At 64.0% G+C, this 26,942-nt stretch carries 29 protein-coding genes and 1 tRNA gene; 14 read left to right on the top strand and 16 right to left on the bottom strand.

From position 1 onward, the window contains the following. Positions 1–100: 100 nt before the first annotated feature. Together MRUB_RS04775 and MRUB_RS04770 are read left to right on the top strand one after the other, a co-directional pair. On the top strand, positions 101–745 hold the full coding sequence (locus tag MRUB_RS04775; protein ID WP_013013226.1) for a GntR family transcriptional regulator: 645 nt from the start codon (positions 101–103) through the stop codon (positions 743–745). Next, complete coding sequence (locus MRUB_RS04770; RefSeq protein WP_013013225.1) at positions 742–1,749, top strand: 1-aminocyclopropane-1-carboxylate deaminase; 1,008 nt, start codon at positions 742–744, stop codon at positions 1,747–1,749. The genes MRUB_RS04775 and MRUB_RS04770 overlap by 4 nt, the downstream gene beginning before the upstream one ends. A gap of 78 nt (positions 1,750–1,827) precedes the next feature. On the opposite strand, the gene MRUB_RS04765 is transcribed toward MRUB_RS04770, so the two are convergent. From MRUB_RS04765 to MRUB_RS04745, 5 genes are all read right to left on the bottom strand, one after another. Further along, positions 1,828–2,721 carry a ferritin-like domain-containing protein gene (locus MRUB_RS04765; RefSeq protein WP_013013224.1) on the bottom strand — a complete coding sequence of 298 codons (894 nt, stop codon included), beginning with the start codon at positions 2,719–2,721 and terminating at the stop codon, positions 1,828–1,830. An 11-nt stretch (positions 2,722–2,732) separates the two neighbouring features. Next, complete coding sequence (locus MRUB_RS04760) at positions 2,733–3,236, bottom strand: CHRD domain-containing protein (RefSeq protein ID WP_013013223.1); 504 nt, start codon at positions 3,234–3,236, stop codon at positions 2,733–2,735. A 9-nt stretch (positions 3,237–3,245) separates the two neighbouring features. Then, complete coding sequence (locus MRUB_RS04755) at positions 3,246–3,878, bottom strand: ferritin-like domain-containing protein (protein WP_013013222.1); 633 nt, start codon at positions 3,876–3,878, stop codon at positions 3,246–3,248. 164 nt (positions 3,879–4,042) lie between these two features. Continuing rightward, a complete protein-coding gene (locus MRUB_RS04750) occupies positions 4,043–4,660 on the bottom strand; it encodes an anti-sigma factor (RefSeq protein ID WP_013013221.1) in 618 nt (205 codons plus the stop codon). Then, positions 4,650–5,204 (bottom strand): sigma-70 family RNA polymerase sigma factor, encoded by a 555-nt coding sequence (locus tag MRUB_RS04745; RefSeq protein WP_013013220.1) that lies wholly within the window; start codon positions 5,202–5,204, stop codon positions 4,650–4,652. The genes MRUB_RS04750 and MRUB_RS04745 overlap by 11 nt, the downstream gene beginning before the upstream one ends. 87 nt (positions 5,205–5,291) lie before the next feature. Between MRUB_RS04745 and trpS the strand changes: the two genes are divergently transcribed. Together trpS and MRUB_RS04735 are read left to right on the top strand one after the other, a co-directional pair. After that, on the top strand, positions 5,292–6,332 hold the full coding sequence (trpS, locus tag MRUB_RS04740) for a tryptophan--tRNA ligase (protein ID WP_013013219.1): 1,041 nt from the start codon (positions 5,292–5,294) through the stop codon (positions 6,330–6,332). A gap of 3 nt (positions 6,333–6,335) precedes the next feature. Continuing rightward, a complete protein-coding gene (locus tag MRUB_RS04735; RefSeq protein ID WP_013013218.1) occupies positions 6,336–7,010 on the top strand; it encodes a chromosome segregation protein ScpA in 675 nt (224 codons plus the stop codon). Between the two features lie 19 nt (positions 7,011–7,029). Here the strand turns inward: MRUB_RS04735 and minE are convergent, their stop codons facing one another. Together minE and minD are read right to left on the bottom strand one after the other, a co-directional pair. Then, a complete protein-coding gene (gene minE / locus MRUB_RS04730; protein WP_027887234.1) occupies positions 7,030–7,254 on the bottom strand; it encodes a cell division topological specificity factor MinE in 225 nt (74 codons plus the stop codon). Further along, positions 7,254–8,057, bottom strand: a complete 804-nt coding sequence (gene minD, locus MRUB_RS04725; RefSeq protein WP_013013216.1) for a septum site-determining protein MinD — start codon at positions 8,055–8,057, stop codon at positions 7,254–7,256. Before minD ends, minE begins: the two co-directional genes overlap by 1 nt. A gap of 159 nt (positions 8,058–8,216) precedes the next feature. Here minD and MRUB_RS15920 point away from each other — a divergent pair, with 159 nt between their 5' ends. From MRUB_RS15920 to MRUB_RS04715, 3 genes are all read left to right on the top strand, one after another. Next, a complete protein-coding gene (locus tag MRUB_RS15920; RefSeq protein WP_013013215.1) occupies positions 8,217–8,381 on the top strand; it encodes a hypothetical protein in 165 nt (54 codons plus the stop codon). A gap of 76 nt (positions 8,382–8,457) precedes the next feature. Further along, positions 8,458–10,014 carry an acyl-CoA mutase large subunit family protein gene (locus MRUB_RS04720; protein WP_013013214.1) on the top strand — a complete coding sequence of 519 codons (1,557 nt, stop codon included), beginning with the start codon at positions 8,458–8,460 and terminating at the stop codon, positions 10,012–10,014. Positions 10,015–10,074: 60 nt separating this feature from the next. Then, positions 10,075–10,518: a hypothetical protein gene (locus MRUB_RS04715; protein WP_013013213.1), complete on the top strand. Its 444-nt coding sequence runs from the start codon at positions 10,075–10,077 to the stop codon at positions 10,516–10,518. Here the strand turns inward: MRUB_RS04715 and MRUB_RS04710 are convergent. The 4 genes from MRUB_RS04710 to MRUB_RS04695 all read right to left on the bottom strand — a co-directional run bounded on the left by MRUB_RS04710 (position 10,513) and on the right by MRUB_RS04695 (position 14,526). Next, positions 10,513–11,001 carry a GNAT family N-acetyltransferase gene (locus tag MRUB_RS04710; protein ID WP_013013212.1) on the bottom strand — a complete coding sequence of 163 codons (489 nt, stop codon included), beginning with the start codon at positions 10,999–11,001 and terminating at the stop codon, positions 10,513–10,515. The two genes, MRUB_RS04715 and MRUB_RS04710, sit on opposite strands and share 6 nt — an antisense overlap. 8 nt (positions 11,002–11,009) lie before the next feature. After that, a complete protein-coding gene (nikC, locus tag MRUB_RS04705; RefSeq protein WP_013013211.1) occupies positions 11,010–11,864 on the bottom strand; it encodes a nickel transporter permease in 855 nt (284 codons plus the stop codon). A gap of 15 nt (positions 11,865–11,879) precedes the next feature. Then, positions 11,880–12,887: an ABC transporter permease gene (locus tag MRUB_RS04700; protein ID WP_013013210.1), complete on the bottom strand. Its 1,008-nt coding sequence runs from the start codon at positions 12,885–12,887 to the stop codon at positions 11,880–11,882. A gap of 67 nt (positions 12,888–12,954) precedes the next feature. Further along, positions 12,955–14,526 carry an ABC transporter substrate-binding protein gene (locus tag MRUB_RS04695; RefSeq protein WP_013013209.1) on the bottom strand — a complete coding sequence of 524 codons (1,572 nt, stop codon included), beginning with the start codon at positions 14,524–14,526 and terminating at the stop codon, positions 12,955–12,957. 89 nt (positions 14,527–14,615) lie between these two features. Here MRUB_RS04695 and MRUB_RS04690 point away from each other — a divergent pair, with 89 nt between their 5' ends. Continuing rightward, complete coding sequence (locus MRUB_RS04690) at positions 14,616–15,665, top strand: chromate transporter (RefSeq protein WP_015586453.1); 1,050 nt, start codon at positions 14,616–14,618, stop codon at positions 15,663–15,665. Between the two features lie 134 nt (positions 15,666–15,799). Here MRUB_RS04690 and MRUB_RS04685 read toward each other — a convergent pair. Beyond that, positions 15,800–15,875, bottom strand: a tRNA-Ala gene (locus tag MRUB_RS04685). A 37-nt stretch (positions 15,876–15,912) separates the two neighbouring features. Beyond that, a complete protein-coding gene (locus MRUB_RS04680; protein WP_013013207.1) occupies positions 15,913–16,281 on the bottom strand; it encodes a hypothetical protein in 369 nt (122 codons plus the stop codon). A 99-nt stretch (positions 16,282–16,380) separates the two neighbouring features. Between MRUB_RS04680 and MRUB_RS04675 the strand changes: the two genes are divergently transcribed. The 4 genes from MRUB_RS04675 to MRUB_RS04660 all read left to right on the top strand — a co-directional run bounded on the left by MRUB_RS04675 (position 16,381) and on the right by MRUB_RS04660 (position 20,306). Next, positions 16,381–17,340, top strand: coding sequence for a nitrilase-related carbon-nitrogen hydrolase (locus tag MRUB_RS04675; protein ID WP_013013206.1), 960 nt, complete (start codon positions 16,381–16,383; stop codon positions 17,338–17,340). 9 nt (positions 17,341–17,349) lie between these two features. Then, entirely contained in the window at positions 17,350–17,871 is a 522-nt protein-coding gene (locus MRUB_RS04670) for an RrF2 family transcriptional regulator (protein WP_013013205.1), read from the top strand. A 155-nt stretch (positions 17,872–18,026) separates the two neighbouring features. Further along, on the top strand, positions 18,027–18,887 hold the full coding sequence (locus MRUB_RS04665; protein WP_013013204.1) for a sulfurtransferase: 861 nt from the start codon (positions 18,027–18,029) through the stop codon (positions 18,885–18,887). 78 nt (positions 18,888–18,965) lie between these two features. Beyond that, positions 18,966–20,306 carry a hypothetical protein gene (locus MRUB_RS04660; RefSeq protein WP_013013203.1) on the top strand — a complete coding sequence of 447 codons (1,341 nt, stop codon included), beginning with the start codon at positions 18,966–18,968 and terminating at the stop codon, positions 20,304–20,306. A 6-nt stretch (positions 20,307–20,312) separates the two neighbouring features. Here the strand turns inward: MRUB_RS04660 and MRUB_RS04655 are convergent, their stop codons facing one another. Both MRUB_RS04655 and MRUB_RS04650 read right to left on the bottom strand, forming a co-directional pair. After that, on the bottom strand, positions 20,313–20,612 hold the full coding sequence (locus MRUB_RS04655; protein WP_013013202.1) for a rhodanese-like domain-containing protein: 300 nt from the start codon (positions 20,610–20,612) through the stop codon (positions 20,313–20,315). 61 nt (positions 20,613–20,673) lie between these two features. Continuing rightward, positions 20,674–21,171 (bottom strand): ferritin, encoded by a 498-nt coding sequence (locus MRUB_RS04650; protein ID WP_013013201.1) that lies wholly within the window; start codon positions 21,169–21,171, stop codon positions 20,674–20,676. A 198-nt stretch (positions 21,172–21,369) separates the two neighbouring features. Here MRUB_RS04650 and carB point away from each other — a divergent pair, with 198 nt between their 5' ends. Then, positions 21,370–24,486, top strand: coding sequence for a carbamoyl-phosphate synthase large subunit (gene carB / locus MRUB_RS04645; RefSeq protein WP_013013200.1), 3,117 nt, complete (start codon positions 21,370–21,372; stop codon positions 24,484–24,486). A 38-nt stretch (positions 24,487–24,524) separates the two neighbouring features. Here carB and MRUB_RS04640 read toward each other — a convergent pair whose 3' ends face one another. Then, positions 24,525–24,836, bottom strand: coding sequence for a hypothetical protein (locus MRUB_RS04640; RefSeq protein WP_013013199.1), 312 nt, complete (start codon positions 24,834–24,836; stop codon positions 24,525–24,527). 449 nt (positions 24,837–25,285) lie between these two features. Here MRUB_RS04640 and MRUB_RS04635 point away from each other — a divergent pair, with 449 nt between their 5' ends. After that, positions 25,286–26,932, top strand: a complete 1,647-nt coding sequence (locus MRUB_RS04635; RefSeq protein WP_013013198.1) for a dynamin family protein — start codon at positions 25,286–25,288, stop codon at positions 26,930–26,932. Positions 26,933–26,942: the final 10 nt, after the last annotated feature.

Here is a 26,942-nt window from a genome sequence, read left to right as displayed (position 1 = left end):
AGGCCCCACACTGGGGCCTTGCTTGTTGGTTTCGCCATCGCCCTGGGGACAGGGGTTGTACCTGGTTGCAAATTTTGGATACAAAGGATACAGTGCTGGAATGTTCCGCGCATCCCTGACCTCCCCCGAGCGGGTGGCCCGGCAAATCCGCGAGCGGATTCTGGCGGGGCGGTATCCCGGCGGCACCATCCTGCGCCAGGAGGAGCTGGCGGCGGAGCTCGGCGTGAGCCGCATGCCCGTGCGCGAGGCCCTGCGCCAGTTGGCGGCGGAGGGGCTGCTGATCCTCCACCCTCACCGGGGTGCGGTGGTGGCCGAGCTCTCGCTGGCCGAACTCGAGGAAATCTACGAGATGCGGGCGGCGCTCGAGCCCCTGGCCCTGCGCCTGGCCATCCCCCGGCTGGGCAAGGGCCAGCTCGGCGAAGCCGAGGACGCCCTGGACGAAGCCGAGCGCGTGCACGATGGGCAGCGCCTGAGCCAGCTCAACTGGAGGTTCCACGCCGCACTGTACCGCCCCGCAGAGCGGCCCCGGCTGCTTTCCACCATCGAGCTGCTGCACCTGAACGTAGACCGCTACATGCGCATGATCCTCACGGTCATGCAGCACCGCGAGCAGTCCAACCTCGAGCACCGCCTGCTGCTCGAGGCCTGCCGGGCAAGGGAGGTCGAAAGGGCTTCCCGCCTGCTACAACAACACATCCTCGAGGCCGGCCAGCGCCTGGTGCAGTTTCTAAAGGAGAAGGTATGAAGCTGGAGAAATTTCCTCGCTACCCCCTGATGTTTGGCCCCTCGCCAATCCACCCCCTCAAAAGGCTCTCCGCGTATCTGGGGGTAGAGGTCTGGGCCAAACGCGAAGACTGCAACAGTGGCCTGGCCTTTGGTGGCAATAAAGTGCGCAAGCTGGAGTACTTGGTACCTGACGCCCTGGCCCAGGGCTGCGACACACTGGTCTCAATTGGCGGGGTGCAGTCCAACCATACCCGCCAGGTGGCCGCTGTGGCAGCCCACCTGGGCCTCAAAGCCCTCCTGGTGCAGGAGCACTGGGTCAACTACGAGGATCCCCTCTACGACCAGGTGGGCAATATCCTCCTCTCGCGCATCCTGGGAGCCGAGGTGGAGCTCAGCCCGGCGGGGTTCAGCATTGGCCTGCGGGAGAGCTGGCAGCAGGCCCTGGAAAAGGTGCGGCAACGGGGCGGCAAACCCTATGCCATCCCCGCTGGCGCCTCCGATCACCCGCTCGGGGGGCTGGGCTTCGCCCGCTTCGCCGAGGAAGTCGCGCAGCAGGAGAAGGAACTGGGCCTCTTCTTCGACTACGTCATCGTCTGCTCGGTGACCGGCAGCACCCAGGCCGGGATGATCGTGGGGTTTGCAGCCCAGGACAGGCCGCGCAAGGTGCTGGGCATCGATGCCTCGGCCAAGCCAGCCGAGACCCGCGCCGCTGTGCACAAGATCGCCCGCTTCACCGCCGAGGCCGTCGAACTGGGCCGCGAAATCACCGAGGAGGACGTGATTCTGCTTGAGGATTACGCAGGGCCGGAGTATGGCCTGCCCAACCCAGGCACCCTCGAGGCCATCCGGCTGGCCGCCCACCTGGAAGGTATGATCACCGACGTGGTCTACGAAGGTAAGTCCATGCACGCGCTCATCGATATGGCCCGCAAAGGCCAGTTCGAAAAGGGCGCCCGCGTGCTCTATGTGCACCTGGGCGGGGCCCCGGCCATGAACGCCTACGCCAGCCTGTACCGGTCTTAAGAAGCGCCCCCTCGAGCCTGCCTCAAGCGGCTGCGAGAAAAACCGGGCGGGGCTTCCGCCCGGTTGTGCGCTATGGCTTCAGGTGGTCTTGATGCTGCCGTTGAGCCCCATGGGGAAGAAGCCCCCCATGCTCACGCCGGCGTTGCCGGTGAGATACACGATCTTGAGCACCTCGCTGGTGGTGCGCCCATAGGCCACGGCATTGGCATCGGCGGCCACCAGGTTGGCTTTACCCATCTTGGTAATGCCCTCGTCCTTGCCCCCACCCACGCTGCCGCGCAGGTCGCTGATGGCCTGCACCACCTGTTCCACGCTGAGGCTCGAGGTCACCATCATGTCCTTGCGTTCATGCAAAAGCAGCCGGATGAGCCCGGCATGGTAAGCCTCTACGGCCAGAATGCCCGCGGCCGGATCCAATACATTGTTCTTGTCGGTGATGAGCTTGGCGGCCCCCTTGTACGCGGTCACCCCGACATCCTCAAAGATAAAGGCCCCGTGAATAAAGAAGAGTTCGTTGGCAAAGGGATTGAAGTTGGTGATGGCCCCATTGCTGGCGGCATTCCCGGCGTCCCGAAAAGCCTGGTCAAGGTCGATCACCGGGCGATCCACCGCCGCCGACCCCAGGGCCTGGCGCAGGAATTTGACGTGGGCCAGTTCATCCTCGGCGATTTCCTGGGCATACTCGAGCACCTCCTGGCTCATCCCGGCGATTGGGCTGGTGCCGTCAAAGCCCGAAGGCAGGCGGATCTCGGCGCTGCCGCCAATGTTTTTGATCTCGTTAATGCGCCCCACCGCAGCCAGGTAGAAGGCCGCCTCCAGGTACTCCAGGTTGAGAGCAAAATTCAAAACGGCCACGTCCTGGTTGGGGCTCTGGCTCATCCCGGGGGTGGTGGCGCAGGCCCCCATCACACCCCCCAGCACCAGGCCCGTGCCCATCAGCCCAGTCTGCTTCAGCATCTCCCTACGGTTCATAGCCTACCTCCCTACATGATCTGAATCTGTCCGCGCAGCTCGCCCGCCCGGAAGGCCGCGGTGTGAATATCGAAGTAGAGTTCTCCCCGGTACAGGCGGTTCAGGTCGTCCAGGCTTAGCTCGAGGCGATCCATAAAGGTAGCGCTCCGTCCATCGGGCGCCGGCATCACCTTAAGGGCCTGCAACAGGGGGCCGTTCTGCCCCTTGGGGCCGCGGTGCAGGTGTACGGCGCTGGTCAGCCGGGCGTTCAGCGCTGGGTCGTCCACCGGGTCGCGGGTGTAGTCGCGGAAGGGCCCGGCCAGGTTGGCGACCGCGCCCTGGATGCTCAGGGTGGAGCCCATGAGCTCGAGGCGCACCACCGCCAGGGCCGGGGTGTTGGCCGCGTTGGGCACCACCTCGGCCCCGCTCAGCACCACCGCCCGCACCGCACCGCCCATCCCCTGGGCCCGGGCGCTGCCCAGGCCCAGCAACAGCAGGCTGGCCCCCACTCCACTTACAAATGCACGCCGCTGCATGGACTCCCCCTACTTACGAATAAAGCCCTGCACGGCCTGGGTGGCCTGCTGGGGGGTGATGGCCACGGCCACCGCCCGGCCCACCGGGGTCTGCGGGCCTTCCACCCGCCCGCCCAGGGTCAGCACCGCGTCGCGCAGGATGGCCAGGTGGGCCTCTTCGTTCATGGCGATGCTGGCCGCCGCCGAGAGCACGGCTTTGTTCTGAATCAGGGGAATGGCCCCCAGGTAGGCCCCGGTAAAGGCGGTCTCGAGGGCCACCAGGGTTTCCAGCACTTTCAGCCGGTTGGCCGCGTTGAACTGCAGATCGCCGTAGGTAAACTGCGGACGGGCCACGGGCGTGGCGTTGAAGGGGCCCCGGATGGTGTCGGTCAGGGCCTTGACGTGGGCCTCCTCGTGCTTCAGGGCCTCGGCCAGGTAATCCCGGATCTCGCCAGGGAAGCTCACCGTGAGGGCGCGGGTGTAGGCATCGGTGGCCAGGTACTCGGCCGTGAGGGCCAGGTTGAGCACATCCAGGTCGCTCACGTTTTGCGACTGGGCCAGGGCCTGCCCCACCAGGCTATGGGCCAGGGCCGTGGAGAGGCCGGCGGCGGTCAAAACCTTAACGAACTTCCTGCGGGCCAGATTCTGGGGTTGCGTTTGCATTTTGCACCTCCACCCTGCTATTCGCAGGGGAGGCGGCGTTTGGATTAAGCAGCCCCAACCCCGGTCACCACCGCAGCCCCGGACGGGAAGCTGGAAGCATGCGAAGCCGGGCATCGCCAATCGCTTTGCAATGCCCATGGCACAAAAAATCGATCCGCAGGCTTTTACTGCGGGAGACCAAACAGGGTGGTGGGCTGGCGGCTGCCGCCGGGGGGCTCGAGCGAGACCGCCACCGCCTGGGCCTGGGGGGGCAGCCGCAGGCTTTTGAGCGGGGTGCGGAAGGTGGGGAGGGGGGTGGGCCCGCCCTGCGCCAGACCCCAGGCCTGGAAGACCTGGCCCGGCGGGGGCCAGCGATCCAGCAGCACCAGGGCCACGTTGTCTTTGCGCTGAATCACCCGCCCAACCACCTCGCCCTTGGGGCTGGCCAGGGCCACCACCCGGGTCGCCGGGTCGCGCAGCGAGAGCAGCCAGAAAGCACCCCACCCCCCGGTGTAGCCCAGCCCCAGCAGCAGCAGCACCGCCGCAGCCCGGGCCAGCCAGCCCGTAAGCAGCAGGCGGCGGCGGGGCCGCAGGCCGGCCATAACCTTTTGCTCCAGCCCCGCGGGCACCGGGGCCGGGGGAACGAGTTCGGCCAGATCAGCGGCGGTTTCCTGAAGGGCGCGGGCTTCCGCCCAGAGCTCGGGGTAGCGCTTCAGGGCGGCCTCGAGCCGCTCCCGCTCTGCGGGCTCCAGGGCCCCCAGGGCGTACAGCGGCAGAAGTTCACGCACTTCCTCAGGCTTCACGCAGCTCCTCCTTCAGGCGGGCCAGGGCCCGGCGGGCCCGGGTCTTGAGGGTGCCGAGGGGGATGTTGAGTTTGAGGGCCGCCTCCTGGTGGGCATACCCCTGGTAGAACAGCACCTCGATAACCTCCCGCTCCTCGGGCTCGAGGTGGGCCAGGGCCCTGCGGAGCCGGATGCGATCCAGGTGGTGTTCCTCGTCCAGGCCCGGGCCGGGCAGATCGAAGGCCTCGGGCTCCTCCTCGGTGGGCTCGAGGGCCTGGGGACGGGCCTCGAGGCGCCGAAGGTGATCCACCGTGGTGTGGTGGGCGATGGCTAAAAGCCAGGCCCGTGCCGAGGCCCGCCGGGGGTCAAACTCGCGGGCGTTTTTCCAGATCTTGGTGAAAACTTCCTGCACCACATCCTCTTGGCTGGCTGAGTCGAGGCCTAAGCGGCGTGCCAGGCCCAGGAAAGCCCCTGCATAGCGCCGAAAGATCTGCTGCAAGGCGGCCTCTTCTCCCCTGGCCACCAAAGCCAGCAAAGCTTCGTCTGAGAAGGCCTCGAGGCTCATGCTCGGCCTATGTTAGCATACGTATCCGGCTCAAGTTTTGGTTTTCCCAGGGTGCACGAAGCCATCTGGCCTGCTATCCTATCCAGCGTGAAACGAGTTTTTTCCGGCTTCCAGCCCACCGGCGACCTGCACATCGGGAACTACCTGGGTGCGATGGTCAACTATATCGCCTTAGGCGAGAAGCTCGGGCAGGACGCCATTTACTGCATTGTGGACTACCACGCCCCCACCAACCCGGTGGCCTACGACAAAGACCTCCTGCGCCAGCGCACCTTTGAGGCGGCGCTGGTGAACATCGCCGCCGGGCTCGACCCCAACAAGGTCATTCTGTTCGTGCAGTCGCACGTGCCCGAACACACCGAGCTGGCCTGGATTTTCACCACCCAGACCCCCTACGGTGACCTGACCCGCATGACCCAGTTCAAAGACAAGGCCGCCAAGCTCGAGTCGGTGCCGGCGGGGCTTTTGATGTACCCGGTGCTGATGGCCGCCGATATTCTGCTCTACAAAGCCGATACCGTGCCGGTGGGCGACGACCAGACCCAGCACCTCGAGCTCACCCGCGAGATTGCCCGTCGCTGGAACCAGACCTACGGCGAGACCTTCCCCGAACCGGAAATCTACCTGAACCCCCACGCCCCCCGCGTGCCCGGCATCGACGGCAAGGCCAAGATGTCCAAGAGCGTGGGCAACACCATCGGGCTCCTGGAGGACGAGGAGAGCATCTGGGCCAAAATACGCACCATGCCCGACGACCCGGCCCGCATCCGGCTCTCCGACCCCGGCGACCCCGAGCGCAGCGTGGTCTTCAAGTTTCTGCAGTACTTCGCCCCGCCCGAGCTGGTGCAGGTGCTGCGCGAGGAGTACCGCCGGCGGGGTATCGGCACCTTAGTGGTCAAGCAGCTTCTCATGCAGGAGATGATGAAAACCCTGCGCCCCATCCGCGAGCGCGCCGAGGAGCTGCGGGCCCACCCCGAGCGGGTGCTGGGGGCCCTCGAGGAAGGCGCCGCCAAAGCCCGCCGCATCGCCCAGGCCACCATGGAAGAGGTGCGGGAAAAGTTCGGGCTGCTCCGGCCCAGAAGCCAGACTCCCGGAACACCTGCGCCGGTAAAAGTGGCCTCTAAGTAGACCGTGATTACTCTGCACTTCGAGCAGTTCAGCGGAACCCCCAGGGAGCTGGCCGAGCAGGTGCGCAAAGGCCGGATTGCCGCCAAAGACCTGCCGGTGCTGGCCCTCACCGAGCAGGCCCTGGCCCAGGTGCAGGCCCTGGGGCTTGCCGAGCGGAGCGAGCTGCTGCCCATCCTGGCCGAGCTGGTGCTTTTCAAACTGCGGGCCTTCGCCAGGCGGCCCGAGGTTGTGCCGACCGAGGATGAAGATTACCTCGAGGAGAGCGATCCGGCCTTCCTCGAGACCCTGGTGGCCCTGGAAGAGGCCATCGCCTTCCTCGAGCAGCGCTCCCGCGAGCGGGCCCGGGTGCTGCCGGTGCCCCCACCCCCGCTCCCTAAAGACCGCCGCCTGCGCCCCATGCCCCTGCAACTGCTGGTGCGGGCGGTTGAGCCTTTCGCGCGGCGGGCCGAGCTGCACCTCGAGCCCGAGACTTTCGGGCTTAAGGAGGCCTGGGATCGTATCAAGGGCTTTTTGTGGGGCCTGCGCCGGGCCCTGTTTGGACAGTTGCCGCTTCGCGGCTGGAAGGAGCAGACCGTGGCCTTTGCCGCCCTTCTGGAAGCCAAAAAGCAGGGCCAGGTGGAGCTACACCAGCAGGAGAATTTCGGGGCGCTCGAGGTCGAACTCAAGGCCGATCACTAGCCAATGGCTGCCCAATCCATCATTTGGGAATCGGCACATCGGCCTGGAGCTTCATTTTGTCGTCCATGGTTTCGACGTGGATTTCCAGGTTCTCCTCATCGGGGAAATACCGCTTCAGCACGGCCAGCAGGTCTTGCTTGAGCTGCTCCACCATGCCCGGGCTCAGGTGGGCCCGGTCGTAGGCCAGCACCACCTTGAGGCGTTCTTTCAGGGTGTCTTTGCTTTTGCGCTGCCAGGGCCACATCATCTACCCCCAAACAGCCGCCGCAGGGTGCCCAGAAAACCCGGTGCATCGTTCAGGGAGGCAAAGGGTACGTCCTCACCCCGCACCCGCTGAGCAATCTCGACAAAGGCCCTGGCCGCCCCGCTGCCGTTCTTGAGCACCAAAGGCTCCCCCTGGTTGGAGGAGATGAGCACCCCTTCGTCCTCGGGCACGATGCCGATGGGCTTGATGCCCAGGATCTCCACCACATCCTCCACCGAGAGCATGTCGCCGCGCTGCACCATCTTGGGGCGCAGGCGGTTGATCACCAGGAAGTTCTCGCGGATCTCGCGGGCCTCCAGCATCCCGATAATCCGGTCAGCGTCGCGCACGCTCGAGACCTCCGGGTTCACCACCACCAAAGCCCCCTCGGCAGGAGTAGCAGCAGTCTGGAAGCCTTTCTCGATACCGGCAGGTGAGTCGATGAGCACCCGGTCGAAGCCCTCCTCTTCCAGCAAGGCCCGCACAATCTGGCGGAACTTCTCGGGGTCGAGCGCCTCCTTGTCCCGGGTTTGCGAGGCCGCCAGCAGGGCCAGCCCCTCGATGCGCTTGTCACGGATAAGGGCCTGCCGCAGTTTGCACTTGCCCTCGATCACATCGATCAGGTCGTAGACCACCCGGCCCTCGAGGCCCATCACCACATCCAGGTTGCGCAGCCCCACATCCACATCCACCACCGCCACCTTCTCGCCCAGGCGGGCCAGTGCAGCGCCCACGTTGGCCGTGGTGGTGGTCTTCCCTACCCCACCTTTCCCCGATGTCACCACAATTGCACGGGCATTCACGCTCAATCCTCCAGAGATTCAAGCCAGGCTGGCTTGGGTAAAAGCTCGCTTTAGTATACGGTCAACCAGGACGATGTGTCAGGCACAGGTCAGGGCAGGCCTCCGCCCAGCCGGATCGCTGGGACTGAATGGGGCCTCAGGAAGGTTTACAATCAGGGTATGCACGACCCTAAAAACCAAGATGCACCTCAAGGGGAGATCAAACCCGACTGGAAGGATTTTATAGCCCTGGTCATTGCGGCTTACTCCATCCTGCTGCCCCCACTCCTCCTGATTTTCGGCGCCGCCGCGCTGGTATTGCTGCTGCTGTATGTGGTCTTCTAAGCCAGGTCAGCAACGCTAAACCTTGGCAGCCTCTTGCAAACCCCACACAAGGGCCAAGTTGTTGAAAGGAGAACCCATGCCCGCCACAGTTGAATACCTGTTCGAATCGCTCCCCGAGGGCTACAGGGAACGCCTGGGCCGCCCTGGGGAGTACCCCTTCACGCGGGGGGTCTACCCCCGGATGTACACCGACCGCCCCTGGACCATGCGGCAGTACGCCGGTTTTAGCAGCGCCGAGGAGTCCAACGCCCGCTACCGCTACCTGCTTTCGCAGGGCCAGACCGGGCTCTCGGTGGCCTTCGACCTACCCACCCAGCTCGGCCTGGACCCCGACCACCCCCTGAGCGTGGGCGAGGTGGGCAAGGTGGGGGTCTCGATCGCCTGCCTCGAGGACATGCGCACCCTGCTGGACAGCATCCCGTTGGACAAGGTCACCACCAGCATGACCATCAACGCCCCCGCCAACATGCTGCTGGCCCTGTACCTGCTGGTGGCGGAGGAGCAGGGCGTGAGCTGGGATAAGCTGGGCGGCACCATCCAGAACGACATCCTGAAGGAGTACATCGCCCGCGGCACCTACATCTTTCCCCCCGGCTCCTCCATGCGCCTTATCACCGATGTGTTTGCTTTCTGCAGCGAGAAGGTGCCCAAGTGGAACACCATCAGCATCTCGGGGTATCACATCCGCGAAGCCGGCTCCACCGCCGCGCAGGAAATTGCCTTTACGCTCGCCAACGGCAAGGCCTATGTGCAGGCGGCCATAGAGGCCGGACTGGATGTGGATGCCTTTGCGCCCCGGCTTTCGTTCTTCTTTGCTTCGCATAACGACATCCTCGAGGAGGCCGCCAAGTTCCGCGCAGCCCGGCGCATGTGGGCCCGCATCATGCGCCATGAGTTCAAGGCCCAAGACCCCAAAAGCTGGACGCTGCGCTTCCACACCCAGACCGGCGGCTCCACCCTCACCGCCCAGGAACCCCTGAACAACGTGGTGCGCACCGCTTACCAGGCCCTGGCAGCGGTGCTGGGCGGCACCCAGAGCCTGCACACCAACGCCTACGACGAGGCGCTGGGCCTGCCCACCGAAAAAAGCGCCCTGCTGGCCCTGCGCACCCAGCAGATTCTGGCCTACGAGTCGGGCATCACCCGGGCGGTAGACCCCTTGGGGGGTAGCTTTTACGTGGAGCACCTGACCGATGCGCTCGAGGCCCAGGCGCAGGACTACCTCGATCAGATTGCCCGGCTGGGGGGCGCGGTGGCAGCGGTCGAGGCCGGCTTCTTCCAACGGGAGATCGAGGAAGCGGCCTGGGAGTTCCAGCGCCAGGTGGAAAGCGGCCAGCGGATTATCGTGGGGGTCAACCGCTTCAACAACCCCGACTCCCCCCTCAACGAGCACACCCCCGTGCAAAAAATCAGCGATGCGCTGGCCAATCGCCGCAAGGCCCAGATTCAGGCCTTCCGGGCAGGGCGCGACGGCCAGGCTGCTGCCAATGCCCTCGAGGCCCTGCGAAAAGCCGCCAGGGGCCCGGAGAATCTGATGCCCTATATCCTCGAGGCCTTCCGGCGCCGGGCCACCCTGGGCGAGATTTGCGGCGTGCTGCGCGAGGAGTGGGGCGAGTACCAGCCCTCTTACTAAACCCGCCTTTAGCCAGCCCTCATACCCCAGGCCCCTCCCACCAGGCCTAATGGTGGAAGGATGGCCTGGCCGAAACTGTGGTGGATGCTGGGGGGGCTGGCCGCGCTGGCAGCCCTCGAGGCCGGCAGCGGCCTGTGGGTACAAAGCCGCAAGGCAGCGCAGACCCAGCCCCCCGCCCCTTACCGCACCTACACCGCCACCGGACAGGTTATGAACCTAAAGGCCCTGGGAAGCGATGGTTGCGTGGTGCAGGTTAGGCTACACCAATGGGTCTCCTTGAGCGATGGCTTTGCCCTGGCCGAGATGCCGCAGCGGGGCCAGCTCTATACCATTGGCGCCACCCCTGAGCAGTGCCTGGCCCTCGAGGTCGCACTGGCCTCGGCAGGTGAGCTCGAAGACCCAAAGAGCCCCCGTCACATCTACTACCAGGCCGGGCAGTGGCCGGGTGGCGAGTGGCGTATGCTGGGAAACCCTTCGGCCCCCCGGGGCTGCGGGGGGTTATAGCTTTAACTCGTACAGCGCCACGTGCAGGGGGTAGCCCATGCGGGTCACCCGCTTCTCCCCCACGCACACAAAACCCAGGCCCTCGTAGAAGCTGCGCAGTTTCGGGCGATTGAAGTCGGTGTCCAGGCGCAGAAAGGCCAGGCCTTCGGCCCTGGCCCGCTCCTGGGCCCAGGCCAGCATGGCCGCGGCCACCCCCTGCCCGGCCACCGCCCGCCGCACCGCTACCTTGTGCACAAAGGCCGAGGTGCCCGCCGGAACCTCGGGCCAGAAGAGGGGGTCGGTGTGCTGGTAGATGAGGGTGCCCACCGCCTGCCCCTGCCAGTAGGCCAGGAACAGCTCACCCTGCCGGGCTACCAGACGGAGCAGTTCGGGGGTAAGCTCCTCGAGGTGCCAGAGCGTCTGGCCCCGCTCCATCAGCCACCGGGCAGCTTCGCTGAGGATATCGGAAGCCACCGCGGCTTCCTCCACCGAGGCGGGCCGCATCTCCACTCTCAATCCCGCCCCCTGGGATCGAGCACGTCCCGCAGGGCATCACCCAGCAGGTTGAAGGCCAGCACGGTGAGCAGAATGCCCATGGCCGGTGCGGTGGGGGCCCAGATGGCCTCGGCGATGTAGCTGCGGGTCTCGGAGACCATGGCCCCCCACTCCGGGGTGGGCGGCTGGGCCCCAAAGCCGATAAACGACAGGCCCGCGGCGGTGAGGATGGCCCCGCCCACATCGAAGCTGGCCTGCACAAAGACCGGTGTGAGGGTATTGGGCAGCAGATGGCGCAGCATCAGACGCCCCTGCGAGGAGCCCAGGGCCCGCGCCGCCTCCACAAACTCGCGCTCCCGCAAGGCCAGCACATTGGCCCGCACCAGCCGGGCGTAGATGGGCCAGCTCACCAGGGCCACCGCGATGATGGTGTTGTTGAGGTTGGGCCCCAGCGCGGCGGCAATAGCCATGGCCAGGATGAGCGAGGGGAAGGCAAAAAAGATATCGGTCACGCGCATCAGCAGGTTGTCCCAGGCCCCACCCAGGGTGCCGGCCAGGAGCCCCACCGCCACCCCAATCAACACCGCCAGAATCACCACGCCAAACCCAACCCGCAAGGAGATACCCGCGCCGTGGGCCACCCGGGCCCAGACATCGCGGCCCAGTTGGTCGGTACCGAGCCAGTGTTCTGCCGAGGGCGGCTGCAGGCGCTGGGCGATGTTCTGCTCGATGGGGTCGGGCGCGATGACCGGCGCCAGCAGGGCCACCAGAATCAGCAAAACCAGCAAAAACAGTCCAATCAGGCCTCCTGGGTTGCGCAGAAAGCGCCGCAGCGGGCGGGACGGACGTGTAACAGAGGCTACAGCAGCCATGGGTACTCCACCGGTTTAGGCATAGCGGATGCGAGGGTCGAGGAAGGCATAGAGCAGATCCACAATCAGGTTGATGAGGGCGTACACCAGCCCCACCAGGAGGGTGACCCCCATCACCGCGGGGAAGTCCAGGCTGGTGGCCGACTGGGTCACGTAGCGCCCGATGCCGGGCCAGCTAAAAATGGTTTCGGTTAGCACGGCACCGGAGAGCAGGCCGCCCAGCAGCCCCCCCAGCAGGGTGAGCACCGGCAGCGAGGCGTTTTTGAGGGCGTGGCGAAAGACCACGGCCCTGCCGGGAACCCCTTTGGCTCGAGCGGTGCGGATATAGTCCTGCGAGAGCACCTCGAGCATGGTGGCACGGGTCATGCGGGCCAGAATGGCCGCCGAAAACAAACCCAGCACAAAAGCCGGCAGTACCAGGTGCCGCAGCGAGTCCAGGAAAGCCGCCCAGTCCCGGGCCAGAAGGGCATCCAGGCCCATCAGGCCGGTGATCCTGGGTGGAGGAAAGGTAAAACCGTCCAGGCGGCCCTGCACCGGCAGCAGGTCAAGCTCCCGGGCCAGCACGTACTGGAGCAGCACCGCCAGGAAAAACACCGGGGTGGCCCCGCCGATGAGGGCCAGGATGCGCACCGTAACGTCGGTGGCCTTATTCTGTCGCAAAGCAGCCAGAATGCCAGCCGGCACACCCAGCAGGAGCGTCACCAAAAAGGCCGCTACCGAGAGCTCGAGGGTCGCAGGAAAAAACTCCTTCAGGTCTTCGGCCACCGGCCGCTGGGTGCGCAGCGAGTTGCCCAGATCTCCGGATAGCAGGCGGCCCATGTAAATCAGGTACTGCTGCCAGATGGGTTTATCCAGGCCGTAGCGCTCCCGGAATTCCTTGATCTGCTCCTCGCGGGCGTTGTCCCCCAGGGCAGCAATGGCGGGGTCAATCGGCACCACATTGGCGATAAAAAAGGTAGCAAACGTGACCCCCCAGACCACAAAAACCACGAAGAAAAGGCGGCGGAAAAAGTATGAAAGCATATGCAGGGTTTAGGGTTCGGAACCCAGGGCCCCACCGGCACCCTGCGCCCCGAACCCTGGGGTTGACTTAGGGCAGTTTGCTGATGTTCTCGAAGCGCACCTGGCCCTGGGCGTTGCGCACGTACCCTTCCACCTTGACCGAAAGGCCAATCGGAATGGCCGGCTGATAGAGCACGGCGTAGGGGCCATTCTTGAGCACATAGTCGGTAAGGAGCCGGTAGAGGGCCACCCGCTTGGACGGGTCGGTCTCGAGGGCCGCCTGGTTGGTCAGCCGGATGGCGGTGGGATCGTTCCAGACGTTGCGCCAGGCCAGGCTGCGGGCCTCGAAGTTGGCCCAGGGGGTGGCGTTGCCGTCGGGGTCGGGGAAGTCGGGGCTCCAGCCCACCAAGACCATCTGGTGGTTCTGGGCCCGGTAGGTGCGCAGCACCTCGGCGTTGGCGATGGCCTTGACGTTGGCCTTAAAGCCCCCCTTGGCCAGGTCGGCCTGAACTTTGGCGGCGATGTCCGCACAGGGGATGCCCCCACCACAGATTCCGGTGCTCACCAGCAGTTCGAACTCGAGGCCGTTCGGATACCCCGCCTGGGCCAGCAAACGCCGGGCCCGGGCCGGGTCGAAGGTGTAGGGGGTGCGGGGGTCGTAACCCAGCAGCCCTTTGGGGATCAGGGTCTGGATCTTGGTGCCGTTACCCTGCACCAGCCCGCTCACCAGCTCGTCCTGGTTGATGCTGTAGCGCACCGCATCGCGCACCAGCTTGTTGGCGAAGGGGCTGCCTTCTTTGACGTTCATGCCCAGGTAGTTGAGGCGCAGGCTATCGGCTTTGAGGGTCTTAAAGCGGGGGTTGCCGGCCAGGGCCCGCAGGGCTTCCGGGGTGAGCCCCTCGGCGATATCAATCTCGCCCGACTCGAGGGCCGTGCGCAACACCGCCGGTTCCTTGATCTCGCGCAGAATGATGCGCTGCAGTTTGGGCTTGATGCGGGCGTTGGGGTTGGCCTCGAGCAACACCTGCGAACCCCGATCCCAGCGCACCAACCGGAAAGGCCCCGAGCCGGCCGAGTTGTTGGTGAGCCATTCTTTGCCAAAGTCGTTGTTCCTGGCGTTTTTCTGCACAGTCTCGGAGTCTACGATACCTCCGATATTGAAGGTCAGAATCGAAAGGAAGGAGCTCGGCGAGGCGGTTTTAGGCAGGCTCACCACCACCGTGTAGTTGTCCACGGCCCTGGTAGCCCCCGGCTTGAGCTGGGCAATCTCGGTGAACAGGAAAGAACCTGGCCCTTTGAGGGCTAGGGCGCGCTCAAAGGTATAAACCACGTCCTTGGCGGTCACCTCGTTGCCGCTGGAGAACTTGCTGCCCCGGCGCAGGCGGAAGGTGATCTCCCAGGTATCCCGGCCCCGGTCTACCTTCCAGCTCTCGGCCAGGCCCGGCTTGAGGGTGGAGAGGTCGGCCCCCTCATACTTGACCAGGGTCTCGTACAGGTTGTCGGTGACCAGGCCACCGGAAAACTCGTAGGAAACCTGGGGATCCATGGTGATGAGATCAGACCAGTCCCCACCATAAATAAGGGTCTGGGTGCGGTCTTGGGCCAGGGCACCCCCAAGGCTTAAAGCCGCAACGAGCCCAACTACTTTTACCAGCCTCATGAAGCCTCCTTTCGATACGTCGCAACAATACCGATAAACACACGGCAGGTCAAGACACTGTAATGACGCGCGACCATATACTGTACGCGGTGCTCTGGCCCGTGCTGAAAACCTTCGTCTGGCTGGGCCTGACCGCTTTTGGCGGCCCGGCAGCCCACTTTGCCATTTTCCAGCGCTTTTTGGTCGGGGAAGGTAAATGGGTGAGCAAAGCGCAGTACTTAAGGATGCTGGCCGCCGTCAACCTGATTCCGGGCCCCAACTCCACCGAGACGGCCATGCTCTTGGGGTACGCTCGAGCAGGCCACTGGGGCCTGCTGCTGGCGGGGCTCGGGTTTATTGTTCCGGCGGCGGGGGTCACGCTGGCGCTGGTAATGCTGTACCGCGGAGCAGCCGCGCTACCTTTAGTACAGGGCGCGTTCCTGGGGCTCAAGCTGGCTGTGGTGGCCCTGATTGCCCAGGCCCTCTGGGATTTGCTGCCCCACCCCAAAAAACAACCCCAAACCTGGGTGCTGGCCCTGGCGGGGCTGGCGATGGCGGGGCTGGGTGTGGTGGAGTGGGCGGTGGTGTTGCTGGTGGGTCTGCTGATGGTACTGGGCAGAAGCGCAAGGGTGTTGAGCATAGAGCCCCTCAGCCTGTTCTGGTTTTTTTTGCTGGTGGGCTCCACTCTGTTCGGCTCGGGCTACGCGCTGATCGGGCTGATGCAGGAGATGGTAAGCCGGGGCTGGCTGGGCTCGAGCGACCTCCTGAACGCCCTGGCCCTGGGTCAGATCACACCGGGGCCCCTGCTAACCACAGCCACAGCGGCAGGCTACCTGGCAGCAGGCATCCCTGGAGCGGTACTCTCAACCGTGGGCATTTTTTTACCCTCGTTCATATTTACCTTCCTGGTGGCCGGCCTCCTGCACCGCTGGCAGGGGCATCCCATCGCCGAAGCCTTTTTTCAGGGGGCCTCAGGGGCGGCCCTGGGACTCATCGCCTGGGCACTGTGGCTATTGGGACGCGAAACCCTGGTGGGCTGGGGTGAACTGGTTGCTACATTGCTAGCGCTGGGCCTCCTGCTGCGCCAATTTCCCCCTATTCCTTTACTGGGGCTTTTTGGGCTGGGCGGCGCACTGTGGAGCGCTTGGGTGGTGAGCTAGACATTTTAAACGACAAACGTCCATGGAGATCAAACCCCATTTCAACAATCCGGGCACGGATTCCTACAACTGCATCAAGCAGCAGAAAACAGAATCCGAGAGTGTCTACCCTCGGATTCTCACTGTTTTGGACTTGGTGGAGCCGAGGGGACTCGAACCCCCGACCTCTTGAGTGCGATTCAAGCGCGCTCCCAACTGCGCCACGGCCCCAAGCGTTGTTTAGTGTAGCCGGGAGCCGTCCGGCTGTCTAGCCTTCCTTGACCCGTACCTCAATCCGGCCCCGACGGTCGCGCACTTCCAGCTTGGCCTTGGCCCGGCCCTTGCGGTACTCAGACTTGTAATGGCCCCCGCCGGCCTGATACTTGACCCGCGTCCAGCCGCGGGCCACCAGGTCGCGGTGGTGGTAGGCGTACACCTCAGCCGCCCGGCTGCTGCGGTAGACCACCAGAATCCCCTGGGGTTCAGGCACCCGCTCCACCACCACAAGGCCCGGAACCAGGGCAATGCGGATGTCGGCGCTGATGGTAAGGGTGGGTGGGGGTGGGGCCTCGAGCGTCACTCGGATCTGGGCAAAGGCCATCGAGCTTAAAACCAGCAAAATAAGCAAACCACGCATGCCCTTACCCTAACCCCGGGGTATCCGCGGCTGTGTGTGAGGGACGTTAAGACCTCTTTTATGATCCGCCCGGTACGCGTCTGTAGTAAGGTAGGCTCAATGCGGGTACACCTGGTTGCGGTGCAAACCGAACTACACACCCAGCCCTACACCAGCGCCGAGGGCTTCAGGCAGTATGTGCGGGGGCTGGCTCAAGCCGCTATTCACGGGCTCCCGGAACATGAACCCCGTCTCATCGCCTTTCCCGAGGCCTTCGCCCTGCCGCTATTGTTCTGGCTGGACACCCCCAGGGCGGTTCGGGAGGCCGGAACCAGCCTGCAAGCAGCGCTGAGGCTATTACGAGAAGAGTGGCGAGCAGCGCTGGGGCTGGGGGTTTTGAGCCCTGCCGTGTTCTATCATCTGCGGGCCCGGAAGGTCTGGCCGGTGTACGAGCAGGCTTTTCGGGAGGCTGCCCAGGCCGCCAGGGCTTATGTGGTGGCCGGCAGCATCTTCAGCCCCTTCATGGACTGGGAACCCGCACAGCAGCTACACGCCCTGGGCCGGCGGGTGTACAACCTGTCGCTGGTTGTTTCACCCCAGGGTACCATCCTGGGGCGGGTGCCCAAGGTCAATCTCACCGCTCACGAACGCGGGGCTTTTCTGTCAGGGGGATGGCCTGGTAGGCAGATACTAAAAACCCGGCTGGGCCCCATCGCCAACCTGATCTGCCTGGACGCCTTTCACGAAAGCCTGCTCGAGCAGGCCGATGCCGCCGGGGCCTGGCTGGTGGTACAACCCTCGGCCAACGCTGCCCGCTGGAACGGCCCCTGGAGCGCCGATGCGAGCCAGGTAGAGGGGGAGGTCTGGCTGCGCGAAGGGCTGGCTAAAAAGCTGCAAAACCGGGAGCACCTTCGCTACGGCCTCAACCCCATGCTCAACGGACACCTCTACGACCTGTACTTCGAGGGTAGAAGCGGCGTCTATCAGGCCGGTGGCCCGCTGGCCCTGGCCGATCGCGCGGTGGGCAACGCTTTTGTGCGCGCGGTGGTAGAACTGCCGGAGGCGCGAGGGTTGGGCTAAATTGGGGCCATGCGCCTCTCCAAAACCGATATCTACGCCTTCAAAATCCTGGGTTATCTCGGTGCCCAGGCCCCGGATCGCCTTGTTGGCAGCGAGGAACTCAGCAAGGCCACCGGCGTACCGCACACCTACCTGGCACGCATTCTGGCCGCCCTGGTAGGCCATAACCTGGTTCTTTCCAAAAAAGGCCAGGGCGGGGGGTATGCCCTCCCGCGCCCGGCTGAAGAGATCAACCTGCGCGATGTGATCCGGGCGGTGGACGGCCCCATCGCCCCCCTGGCCTGCGTAAGCCTCAACTGGCCCAAAGCCTGCGTGGAGGAGCGACGCTGCCATGCGCGGAGCGTGGTCTGGCTCAAGGTGCGGGATGCCGCGTTGCAAATCCTGAGCCAGGTGAGTGTGGCCGACCTGGCCGCCGATTTCCGGCAGGGGGTGGATTACACCGAGTGCCTGGGGCACCTGCTGCCCTCGAGCGAGCTGCTTACCCGCCGCTCAAACAAGGCTGATACCGACCCTCAATCAAAGGCGCGGTAAACTCAAAAAATGGCCCAACTTGCATTCAATGGCCAATCTTGGATATGATGCCATTCATAGATTACATTTTTTGTAATCTATGTCAGCGTAACCTTGAACATCTTTACCCTAAGCTGTTTTGGGTTAACTGAGGCTGTGCTAAGGAGGAATCTAAGATGAGCTACGCCAACCCCGACGTACTGGTTTCAACCGACTGGGTGCTGGAAAACCTGAACAACCCCGAGGTGCGCATCCTCGAGGTCAACGAGGACATCCTGCTCTACGACACCGGGCATATTCCCGGCAGTCAGAAGATCGACTGGCAGGCCGATCTGTGGGACGACACCATCCGCGAGTTCATCCAGCCCCACGAGCTGGCCGCCCTGTTTGAGCGTCTGGGCATCTCCAACGACACCACCATTGTGTTGTACGGGGACAAGAACAACTGGTGGGCGGCCTACGCTTTCTGGTTCTTCAGCTACAACGGCCACCAGAAGCTCAAGCTGATGAATGGGGGCCGCATTAAGTGGATTCAGGAAAACAAACCCCTGACCACCGAGGTGCCCACCTACCCCAAAGGCTCCTACACCCCCGGCCAGCGTGACCCCAACCTGCGGGCCTTCCGCGATGAGGTGCTGGCCCATCTGGAAAAAGTCAAGGCCGGCAAGGGCGCCCTGGTAGACGTGCGCAGCCCCGCCGAGTTCACCGGCGAGAAGACCCACATGCCCGAGTACCCCCAGGAGGGGGTGCTGCGCGGGGGCCACATCCCCGGCGCCAAGAACATCCCCTGGGCCACCACCGTCAACGCCGACGGCACCTTCAAAAGCGCCGAAGAGCTGCGGGCCATCTACGAGAGCAAGGGCATCACCCCCGACAAGGAGGTAATCGCCTACTGCCGCATCGCCGAACGCAGCAGCCATAGCTGGTTTGTGCTCAAGCACCTGCTGGGCTTCCCCAACGTCAAGAACTACGACGGGAGCTGGACCGAGTGGGGCAATGCGGTGGGGGTGCCCATCGAAAAAGGCGCGGAAAAGTAGCCTGGAACACCTGCAACCCCCTGCCAGGTCTCGAGCAGGGGGCGTTTTGTTTTGCAAATCCGGGATAGACTGGAAAAAATGCCACACGCCGAGTCTGAGCCCATCATCCAGCCGCACGAGCGCCGGGCCCTCGAGGCGCTGCTAAAGTTTCCGCTCACCGAGGCCCTGTTTGGCCGCCGCAGCCGCCGTTTTGCCCTGGGGGGTGAGCTGCCCGAGGGGCCGCTGGCCTACCGCTCACGCTACGAGCCCTACCCGCTTTCCGAGCTCGAGCGCCTGATCATCCTGACCACGGTGGGCGGCCTGACCGGCTGGCACAACCTGATCAGCCACCACAAAAACGTGGCCCCTTACCTGCCCAGCTACGCGGGCATGGCCGCCGGGCGCACCTTCCCCAGCGCGGCGGGCTTCCACACCAGCCAGGTGTTCTTCACCGACGACAGCGGCACGTATATCTTCAAAACCCGCGACGCCGCGCCACCCGTACCGCGCAACGAACACGGGCATGTGGATGTGTGGGAATTGCTGCTGGCCCACCGGCAGTACATCCAGCGTCTGTCCGACCAGCGGCTCTACATACCCCCGCGGGAGCCCTATATGGCCGGGCACAACGCCTGGAACGCCAACAAGCCCGGCTCCCTCCTGGTCTGGCCGGTGGCCGACGTGGCCCAGCACCAGCTTCTCAAGCTTTTGTTTATCGCTCAAAACGGCTTCGTGCTCTACGACGACGTGCACAACCGGAGCATCCCCGGCCTGGACAAGTTCAGGGATTACGTGGCGGTGGACAAGCCCTACCCCCTCACCGCCTTTGACCAGGCCACCCTGGCCGAGGTCTCGGCGGAGATCAGCACCGCGGTGTTTGCCGGCCACCTGATGCAGCAGGCCATGGGCCTGGGCGGCTGGATGCTGAATGGCCTCGACCGGGTGCGAACCCTGGGGGCTTCGGGCGACCCCGAGGTGCCGGGGCTGGGCTTCCGCTACGATTTCAAGCCCGGCTGGTCGCGGCCCAACCCCACCGGCCTCGAGGGCGTTTTTGAGGGCCACTGCCCCCCGCATTACCCCAGCATGCGCCAGGCAGTGGAGGCTGTGGTGGCCCGTAAATACCAGCCAGGCGGCCCCTTTAACCCCGAAACCCCCGGCCCCTGGAAAAACGCCCCGGCGGTGCGCGCCCAGGCCTTCCCGCACGAAGAATGGCTGGTAGAGGTGGTGGCTACCCAGGCCCAGTACCTTTTCGATACCTTTGGGAAGTTCCCCGCCACCGTCCCCACCATCTACAGCCTGATGTTTTTGCAGACCCACCACCTCGACCTCGAGTACTACGACCGCTTCTTCAAGCCGGGGGCCTACCTGCCAACCCACCGCGCGCACCTGGAAACCTGGCACGGCCTGCGGCTGGATGAGCTGCCCAAGCGCACCGAGTAAACTGGGCTACAGCCCTTCGGCCACCTTGCGCAGCTTTTGCAGGCCGCCCTCGAGATGGTACACCTGCTGGTAGCCGGCGGCCTCGAGGTAAAGCCCGGCCAGCTCGCTCATCACCCCCCGCTCGCAGATGAGCAGCAAAGGGCGGTCTTTGGGCAGGTTGTGGTGGCCTTGCTGGATATCGCGCAAAGGGATGTGCAAAGCGCCCTCGAGGTCGCCTGGGCTGTACTGCTCAGGCGGCCGCACATCCACCACCACCGGGTTCTCTTGAAGAAAGCTTTTGAGCAGCTCGGGCTTGATGGTTTGCATAGCTCCAACGATAAAACAAAAGGCCGGGGCCTTCACCCCAGCCAAGAAGGAAAGCGCTGGACTAAGCCTCAACTTCCAGCAAGGCCTCGGCCTGGAAGAGGTTAATACCGCTCTCGACCAGGGCCAGGTACTTCTCCATGCTGCTCACTTCCTCGACCTGCTCTTCTAAGAACCATTGCAAGAACTGAAAGCCCACGTAGTCGCCTTCAGCCAGGGCAATTTTGGCCATGGTCTGGAACTGCTCGGTCACGGTGCGCTCCCACTTGAGGGCCTGCGCCACCGCATCCGCCGCGCTTTTGAAGCCGGTGGAGGCCGCCGGGATGGCCGGGAAATGCACCACCTCCCCCACATCGGTCAGAAAGCGCACAATCTTCATGGCGTGCTCTTTTTCCTCCGCGGCCTGCTGGTAAAAGAGCGCAGCCCACTTGTCCAGGTTCTGCTGGGCGAAGTAGGTGCCGATGGCCAGGTACTGCTGGTGCGCGCCGAGTTCGTGGCCGACCTGCTCCTGAAGTTTCTGGGCGAGTTTGCTCGAGATCATGGTTTGCACGGCCTTTGGCATGTTCGACTCCTTTTGTTTGGGATGGCCTGACAATAGTTTTGCTACACGCAACTACTTTTTGAGTCTAGCACGATTGCCGGGTTCTAAAGTAATCCAACCCCCAGGCCGGGGGCTTGCGTGTTTATGCTCAAACCGCGCAACACTATGCAAAAACCGGGTAGCCACCGGCCCCGATAAGTGCTATGCTCTCCCCTTGGTATGCCTGCTCGCACCGATCTGAAAAAGATAATGATTATCGGCTCCGGCCCCATCACCATCGGCCAGGCGGCAGAATTCGATTACTCGGGAACCCAGGCTGTCAAGGCCCTGCGCAGCGTGGGCTACCAGGTGGTGCTGGTGAATTCCAACCCCGCTACCATCATGACCGATCCCGAGCTCGCGGAGGGCACCTACCTGGAGCCCCTCACGGTGGAGTTCCTGGAAAAAATTATCGCTGCCGAACGCCCGGACGCCCTCCTGCCCACCCTGGGCGGCCAGACCGCGCTCAACCTCTCGATGGCCCTCTACGAACAGGGCATTCTGGAAAAATACGGTGTCGAGCTGATTGGGGCCAATGCCGCCGCCATCAAAAAAGGTGAAGACCGCGAGGAGTTTCAGAAAGCCATGCTCAAGATTGGCGTGGATGTGCCCAGGGGCAAGATGGTGCACAGCCTGGAAGAGGGGCTGGCCTTTGCCCGCGAGGTGACGGGCTATCCGGTGGTGGTGCGGCCCAGCTTCACCCTGGGGGGCACCGGCGGCGGCATCGCCGAAAACGAAGCCGAGTTTGTGGAAATCCTGAGCCGGGGGCTTTCGCTCTCCCCCACCCACTCCGCCCTGGTGGAGGAGAGCATCGTGGGCTGGAAGGAGTACGAGCTCGAGGTCATGCGCGACAAGAACGATACCGTGGTGATCATCACCTCCATCGAGAACCTGGATCCCATGGGCGTGCACACCGGCGACTCCATCACCGTGGCCCCGGCCCAGACCCTCTCGGACGTGGAGTACCAGCGCATGCGCGACGCGGCCATCGCCATCATCCGCGAGATTGGGGTGGAGACCGGGGGCTCCAACATCCAGTTCGCCATTGACCCCAAGAGCGGGCGGATGATCGTGATCGAGATGAACCCGCGGGTTTCCCGCTCCAGCGCCCTGGCCTCCAAGGCCACCGGCTTCCCCATCGCCAAAATTGCCGCGCTGCTGGCGGTGGGCTACACCCTGGACGAAATTCCCAACGACATCACCCAGAAAACCCCGGCCAGCTTTGAGCCCACCATTGATTACGTGGTCACCAAGATTCCCCGCTTCGCCTTTGAGAAGTTCAGCACCCTGCCCAACACCAACCCCGGCGGCTTTTCCGACCGGCTGGGTACCCAGATGAAAAGCGTGGGCGAGGTGATGGCCATTGGCCGCACCTTCAAGGAGTCCTTTGGCAAGGCCCTCAGGAGCCTCGAGGCCGATGTGCGCTCGGAGTTCTCGGGCCTTACCACCGAGGAGCTGGAGGCCCGGCTCTACCCCAGCCCCACGCGAATTTATGCAGTCCTGGAACTGCTGCGGCGGGGCGTGCAGGTAGACCACCTTTACGAAAAAACCAAGATCGAGCCCTGGTTCCTGACCCAGCTCAAAGAGGTGGTGGAGGCCGAACACGACCTCGAGACCGAGCCGCACCGCCTGGAAGACCTCGAGGACTGGCGTTACGTCAAGGGCCTGGGCCTCTCGGATGCTCGAGTGGGCGAGCTGCTGGGGGTTTCCGAGGCCGCGGCCCGCAAACAGCGCCTGGCGGCGGGCTGCAAGCCGGTTTATAAAACCGTGGACACCTGCGCCGCCGAGTTCGAGGCCTACACCCCCTACCACTACAGCACCTACGAGCTGGAAGACGAGGTGCGCCCAACCTCCAAACCCAAGGTAGTTATTCTGGGCAGCGGCCCCATCCGCATCGGGCAGGGGGTGGAGTTCGACTACGCCACCGTGCACGCGGTCTGGGCTCTGCGCGAAGCAGCGATACCGCCTGAGCGGCCCGGCGAGGCCGGGGCACGGGGCTACGAGACCATCATGGTCAACTCCAACCCCGAGACCGTCTCCACCGACTACGACACCGCCGACCGCCTCTACTTCGAACCCCTTACCCTGGAGGATGTGCTCAACCTGGCCGAGCACGAGAAACCCATTGGGGTCATCGCTACCCTGGGCGGCCAGACCCCCCTCAAGCTGGCTAAAAAGCTGGCCGAGGCCGGCGTGCCGCTGCTGGGGACGAGCTGGGAAGCCATCCACAAAGCCGAAGACCGGGCCGAGTTCAACCAGCTCTGCGCCGCGCTGGGCATCCCCCAGCCCAAAGGCGCGGTGGCCCGCACCCCCGAGGAGGCCCTCAAACTGGCCGAAACCCTGGGCTATCCCCTGATGGCCCGGCCCAGCTACGTGCTGGGGGGGCGGGCCATGCAGGTGGTGCGCAACCCCGAGGAGCTGCGCTGGTATCTGAGCGGCATCTACGCGGCGCTGGCCGAGCGGCCCTCGATTCTCCTGGATCAGTATCTAGAAAACGCCCTCGAGCTCGACGTGGACGCGCTGTGCGATGGTAAGCAGGTGGTGGTAGCGGGCATCATGGAGCACATCGAACGGGCCGGGGTGCACTCCGGCGACTCGGCCACCATCCTGCCCCCCATCTCCCTCACCCCCGAACAGCTCGAGACCGTCAAGGCCTACACCCGCAAGCTGGCCCTGGCGGTGGGGGTCAGGGGCCTGATCAACGTGCAGTACGCCATCAAAGATGGCGTGGTCTACATCCTGGAGGCCAACCCCCGCGCTTCGCGCACGGTGCCCTTTGTCTCCAAGGCCATCGGCCACCCGCTGGCCAAGTACGCGGCCCTGATTGCGGTGGGCCACACCCTGGAGGAGCTGGGCTTCACCCAGGACCCCACCCCCAGCTTCTACGCGGTCAAGGAGGTTCTGATTCCCTGGCTCAAGTTCCCTGGGGTGATCCCGGTGCTGGGGCCCGAGATGCGCTCCACCGGCGAGAGCATGGGCATCGACACCGATCCCTACCTGGCCTATTACCGGGCCGAGCTGGGGGTGGGCCAGCGGCTGCCGCTTTCCGGCAAGGTGCGTTTCATCGGGGCCGAGCAGCTCAAGCCCGACTGGGAGGCCGCCGGTTTCGAGGTCTCGGAAGGGGATTACGACCTGCTGATTGCCCTCACCCCCGACCCCGAGCTGCGCCGCGCGGTGGAGACCGGCAAGCCCTTCATCACCACGCTCGAGGGGGCCAGGTGGAGCCTCGAGGCCATCCTGCGCGCACGCCACTCCAACCTGCCGGTCAGGTCGTTGCAAGCCTGGCATGGCAGGTAAAAACCGGCCCCGCTATGGGGCCGGTCAACCCAAAACCCCTACTTCTTGGCCGTCGACTTTTTGGGAGCAGCGGCTTTTTTAGCCGCCGGTTTTGCTGCGGCTTTAGCGGCGGTCTTGGTGGTTTTCGCAGCGGTTTTGGAAGCGGCCTTCTTAGCAGTGGTCTTTTCAGCCGGTTTAGCGGTGGCTTTGGCAGTGGGCTTTTCTGCCGCCTTGGCCGTGGTTTTCTTGGCCGGAGCCTTGGTAGAAGTCTTAGTAGCGGTTTTGGTCGCGGTCTTCTTCTCCGCGGCCTTGGCGGTAGGTTTTTTGGCAGCGGGCTTTTTGGCTTCTTCAGGTTTGGCTTTTTCAGGCATGTGTATACCTCCTCGCAATCCAGTGTGGAGATATCTAGGCCCCAGCTCCCAAACCATGCGCTATCCAGCGGATGATTCGCCCATGGCACAAAACCCAAAAGCCTTTTGTGCACTGCAGGCGAGCGGTGCTTTTAGATTGTTTCTCCACTGAACTTCACTATACAACATCTTGTGTGCTTTTGACACGCACAACACAACCTGTTGTTGAATCGCCAGCCGACGCGAGCCGGGTCGCCATTGCTAGCTTTTCCCTTCCTCATCGGATTATTCGGCGCTTTTTCAGGTGCTCAAACCCAGCAAACCCGTCTTAATCAACTGCACCACGCGGGTCGCTCAAGGATAACCCGGCTACAACCGCCATACCGCACGCTGGCGGGCCCTCCTGGGCATCGCTGCCTGGCTTTGCCTAACACAAAAGCGTTTGTAAAACCCTGCGATACAATCTCCGTATGCTGGATTCAAAAACCCTGGCTCTAGCCCAAGATATACGCGCGCTGCTCGCCCAAGGGCTGGATACCCTGGCTCGAGTGGGCCTCGACACCGAAGCGCTTAAACAGGCTTTGTTGGATCTGGAGGGTCCATTTTTGCTTGTGGTTATCGGTGAGTACAACAGCGGTAAGTCTTCGCTGCTCAATGCCTTGCTGGGCGAAGACTTCCTGAAGGAGGGGGTCACCCCCACCACCGACCGCATCAACCTAATCGGCTATGGCCCTGAACCCAAGCTACAGCCCCAGTCGCCTGAGCTGGTGCTGGTTCAACTGCCACACCCCCTGCTCAAGGACTTGCGGTTGGTCGATACCCCTGGCACCAACGCCATCCTCCAGCATCATCAGGTCTTGACCGAACAGTTTCTCCCGCGCGCCGATCTTATTTTGTTCGTCACCAGCGCCGACCGCCCCTTCACCCAGTCCGAGGCCGATTTCCTCCGTCTAATCCGCGCCTGGGGAAAAAAGGTGGTGCTGGTCATAAACAAAATTGACCTGCTCAGCGAGGCTGAGTTGCAGCAGGTGCTCGAGTTTGTCAGGAAAGCGGCCGATCAAACCCTGGGGCAGATCCCCCCCCTCTTTGCGGTCTCGGCCCGCCGGGCCAGGCAAGGCGAAACCGCCGCCAGCCGCGTTCCCGAGCTGGAAGCCCATATCCGGCAGGTGCTTAATCACGAGGCGGCCTCTATTAAGCTCGGTTCTCCTCTGGGTGTGCTGGCCCATCTTGCCGATGACGCCAAGCCTGCTTTGGAGGCCCGGCTTAAGGAAGCCGAGAAGCAGCTTGCCACCTGCCACGAGCTGGATCACCTGCTCCAGCGGCACGAAGAGCGTACCCGCCGCGACTTCAGCGGGCAGGTCGCCCTGGCCCTCCAGGCCATCGACGAGGTACGGGCCCGGGGCGAGCGCTGGCTGGACGAAAAGGTGCGATTCTCCAGGTTCCTCGAGCTTCTGCAGTCCAGCAAGCTCAAGCAAAGCTTTATAGACGAGGTGGTCAAAGGGGCCAACCAGGAAATCGAACGCCGGGTGCTCGAGGCCATGAACTGGCTGGCCCGGCGCGACCGCGAGCTGCTAGAAGACGCCCTCGTGCTGCTTCGGGAGGCCCCTGGCCTCCGGCATGCTGAGCAGGCTGGCCCCGAAGAACGCACCATCGCAGGCAATCTAGAGGAGGCCCTGCGCTCCTTCGACGCCGAGGCCGAGGCCATCCAGCTACGCGACTTTATCCAAGAAAGCCTGCGCGGCACCGCCCTGGCCGAGGTAGGGGTCATGGGCCTCGGCCTGACCATCCTGCTGGTAGCCCAGAAAATCGCCTTTGATATCCTGGGCATCTTTGCCACGGTGTTTGGGGCCATCCTGGCCACCTCCATCCTGCCTCGCCGCAAAGAGGTGGCCAAAGCCCGCCTGCGTGAGCGGCTAACCGAGCTCAAGAATACCCTCGAGCAAGCCCTAAGCGAGACCCTAAATACCGAGATGCACCGCACCCGCGAGCGCTTCAACAGCCTGTACCGCACCCCTTGCGCGCGCCTGGAAAACACCCGCAACGCCACCTTAGCCAACCTACAAACGCTGGAGGAGCTGAAAAAAAGAGCGCTCGAGCTGCGCGCCCGCCTGAACTAGCCCGGCCCTT

The organism is Meiothermus ruber DSM 1279, from assembly GCF_000024425.1.
Classification (GTDB): domain Bacteria; phylum Deinococcota; class Deinococci; order Deinococcales; family Thermaceae; genus Meiothermus; species Meiothermus ruber.
The sequence above is the reverse complement of the archived record's forward strand: the minus strand, read 5'-3'. Positions and strand labels throughout refer to the sequence as shown.

Bases quoted from the DNA above. Each gene is read 5' to 3' on its own strand.
- MRUB_RS15920 (WP_013013215.1), top strand. From the start codon at position 8,217: ATGCACGACCCTAAAAACCAAGATGCACCTCAAGGGGAGATCAAACCC.
- MRUB_RS04765 (WP_013013224.1), bottom strand. From the start codon at position 2,721: ATGAACCGTAGGGAGATGCTGAAGCAGACTGGGCTGATGGGCACGGGC.
- MRUB_RS04770 (WP_013013225.1), top strand. From the start codon at position 742: ATGAAGCTGGAGAAATTTCCTCGCTACCCCCTGATGTTTGGCCCCTCG.
- MRUB_RS04680 (WP_013013207.1), bottom strand. From the start codon at position 16,281: ATGCGTGGTTTGCTTATTTTGCTGGTTTTAAGCTCGATGGCCTTTGCC.
- MRUB_RS04675 (WP_013013206.1), top strand. From the start codon at position 16,381: ATGCGGGTACACCTGGTTGCGGTGCAAACCGAACTACACACCCAGCCC.
- MRUB_RS04640 (WP_013013199.1), bottom strand. From the start codon at position 24,836: ATGCCTGAAAAAGCCAAACCTGAAGAAGCCAAAAAGCCCGCTGCCAAA.
- MRUB_RS04745 (WP_013013220.1), bottom strand. From the start codon at position 5,204: ATGAGCCTCGAGGCCTTCTCAGACGAAGCTTTGCTGGCTTTGGTGGCC.
- MRUB_RS04650 (WP_013013201.1), bottom strand. From the start codon at position 21,171: ATGCCAAAGGCCGTGCAAACCATGATCTCGAGCAAACTCGCCCAGAAA.
- MRUB_RS04760 (WP_013013223.1), bottom strand. From the start codon at position 3,236: ATGCAGCGGCGTGCATTTGTAAGTGGAGTGGGGGCCAGCCTGCTGTTG.
- minE (WP_027887234.1), bottom strand. From the start codon at position 7,254: ATGTGGCCCTGGCAGCGCAAAAGCAAAGACACCCTGAAAGAACGCCTC.
- MRUB_RS04775 (WP_013013226.1), top strand. From the start codon at position 101: ATGTTCCGCGCATCCCTGACCTCCCCCGAGCGGGTGGCCCGGCAAATC.
- MRUB_RS04715 (WP_013013213.1), top strand. From the start codon at position 10,075: ATGGCCTGGCCGAAACTGTGGTGGATGCTGGGGGGGCTGGCCGCGCTG.
- MRUB_RS04720 (WP_013013214.1), top strand. From the start codon at position 8,458: ATGCCCGCCACAGTTGAATACCTGTTCGAATCGCTCCCCGAGGGCTAC.
- carB (WP_013013200.1), top strand. From the start codon at position 21,370: ATGCCTGCTCGCACCGATCTGAAAAAGATAATGATTATCGGCTCCGGC.
- MRUB_RS04665 (WP_013013204.1), top strand. From the start codon at position 18,027: ATGAGCTACGCCAACCCCGACGTACTGGTTTCAACCGACTGGGTGCTG.
- MRUB_RS04635 (WP_013013198.1), top strand. From the start codon at position 25,286: ATGCTGGATTCAAAAACCCTGGCTCTAGCCCAAGATATACGCGCGCTG.
- MRUB_RS04695 (WP_013013209.1), bottom strand. From the start codon at position 14,526: ATGAGGCTGGTAAAAGTAGTTGGGCTCGTTGCGGCTTTAAGCCTTGGG.
- MRUB_RS04700 (WP_013013210.1), bottom strand. From the start codon at position 12,887: ATGCTTTCATACTTTTTCCGCCGCCTTTTCTTCGTGGTTTTTGTGGTC.
- MRUB_RS04660 (WP_013013203.1), top strand. From the start codon at position 18,966: ATGCCACACGCCGAGTCTGAGCCCATCATCCAGCCGCACGAGCGCCGG.
- MRUB_RS04755 (WP_013013222.1), bottom strand. From the start codon at position 3,878: ATGCAAACGCAACCCCAGAATCTGGCCCGCAGGAAGTTCGTTAAGGTT.
- MRUB_RS04710 (WP_013013212.1), bottom strand. From the start codon at position 11,001: ATGCGGCCCGCCTCGGTGGAGGAAGCCGCGGTGGCTTCCGATATCCTC.
- MRUB_RS04655 (WP_013013202.1), bottom strand. From the start codon at position 20,612: ATGCAAACCATCAAGCCCGAGCTGCTCAAAAGCTTTCTTCAAGAGAAC.
- MRUB_RS04670 (WP_013013205.1), top strand. From the start codon at position 17,350: ATGCGCCTCTCCAAAACCGATATCTACGCCTTCAAAATCCTGGGTTAT.
- nikC (WP_013013211.1), bottom strand. From the start codon at position 11,864: ATGGCTGCTGTAGCCTCTGTTACACGTCCGTCCCGCCCGCTGCGGCGC.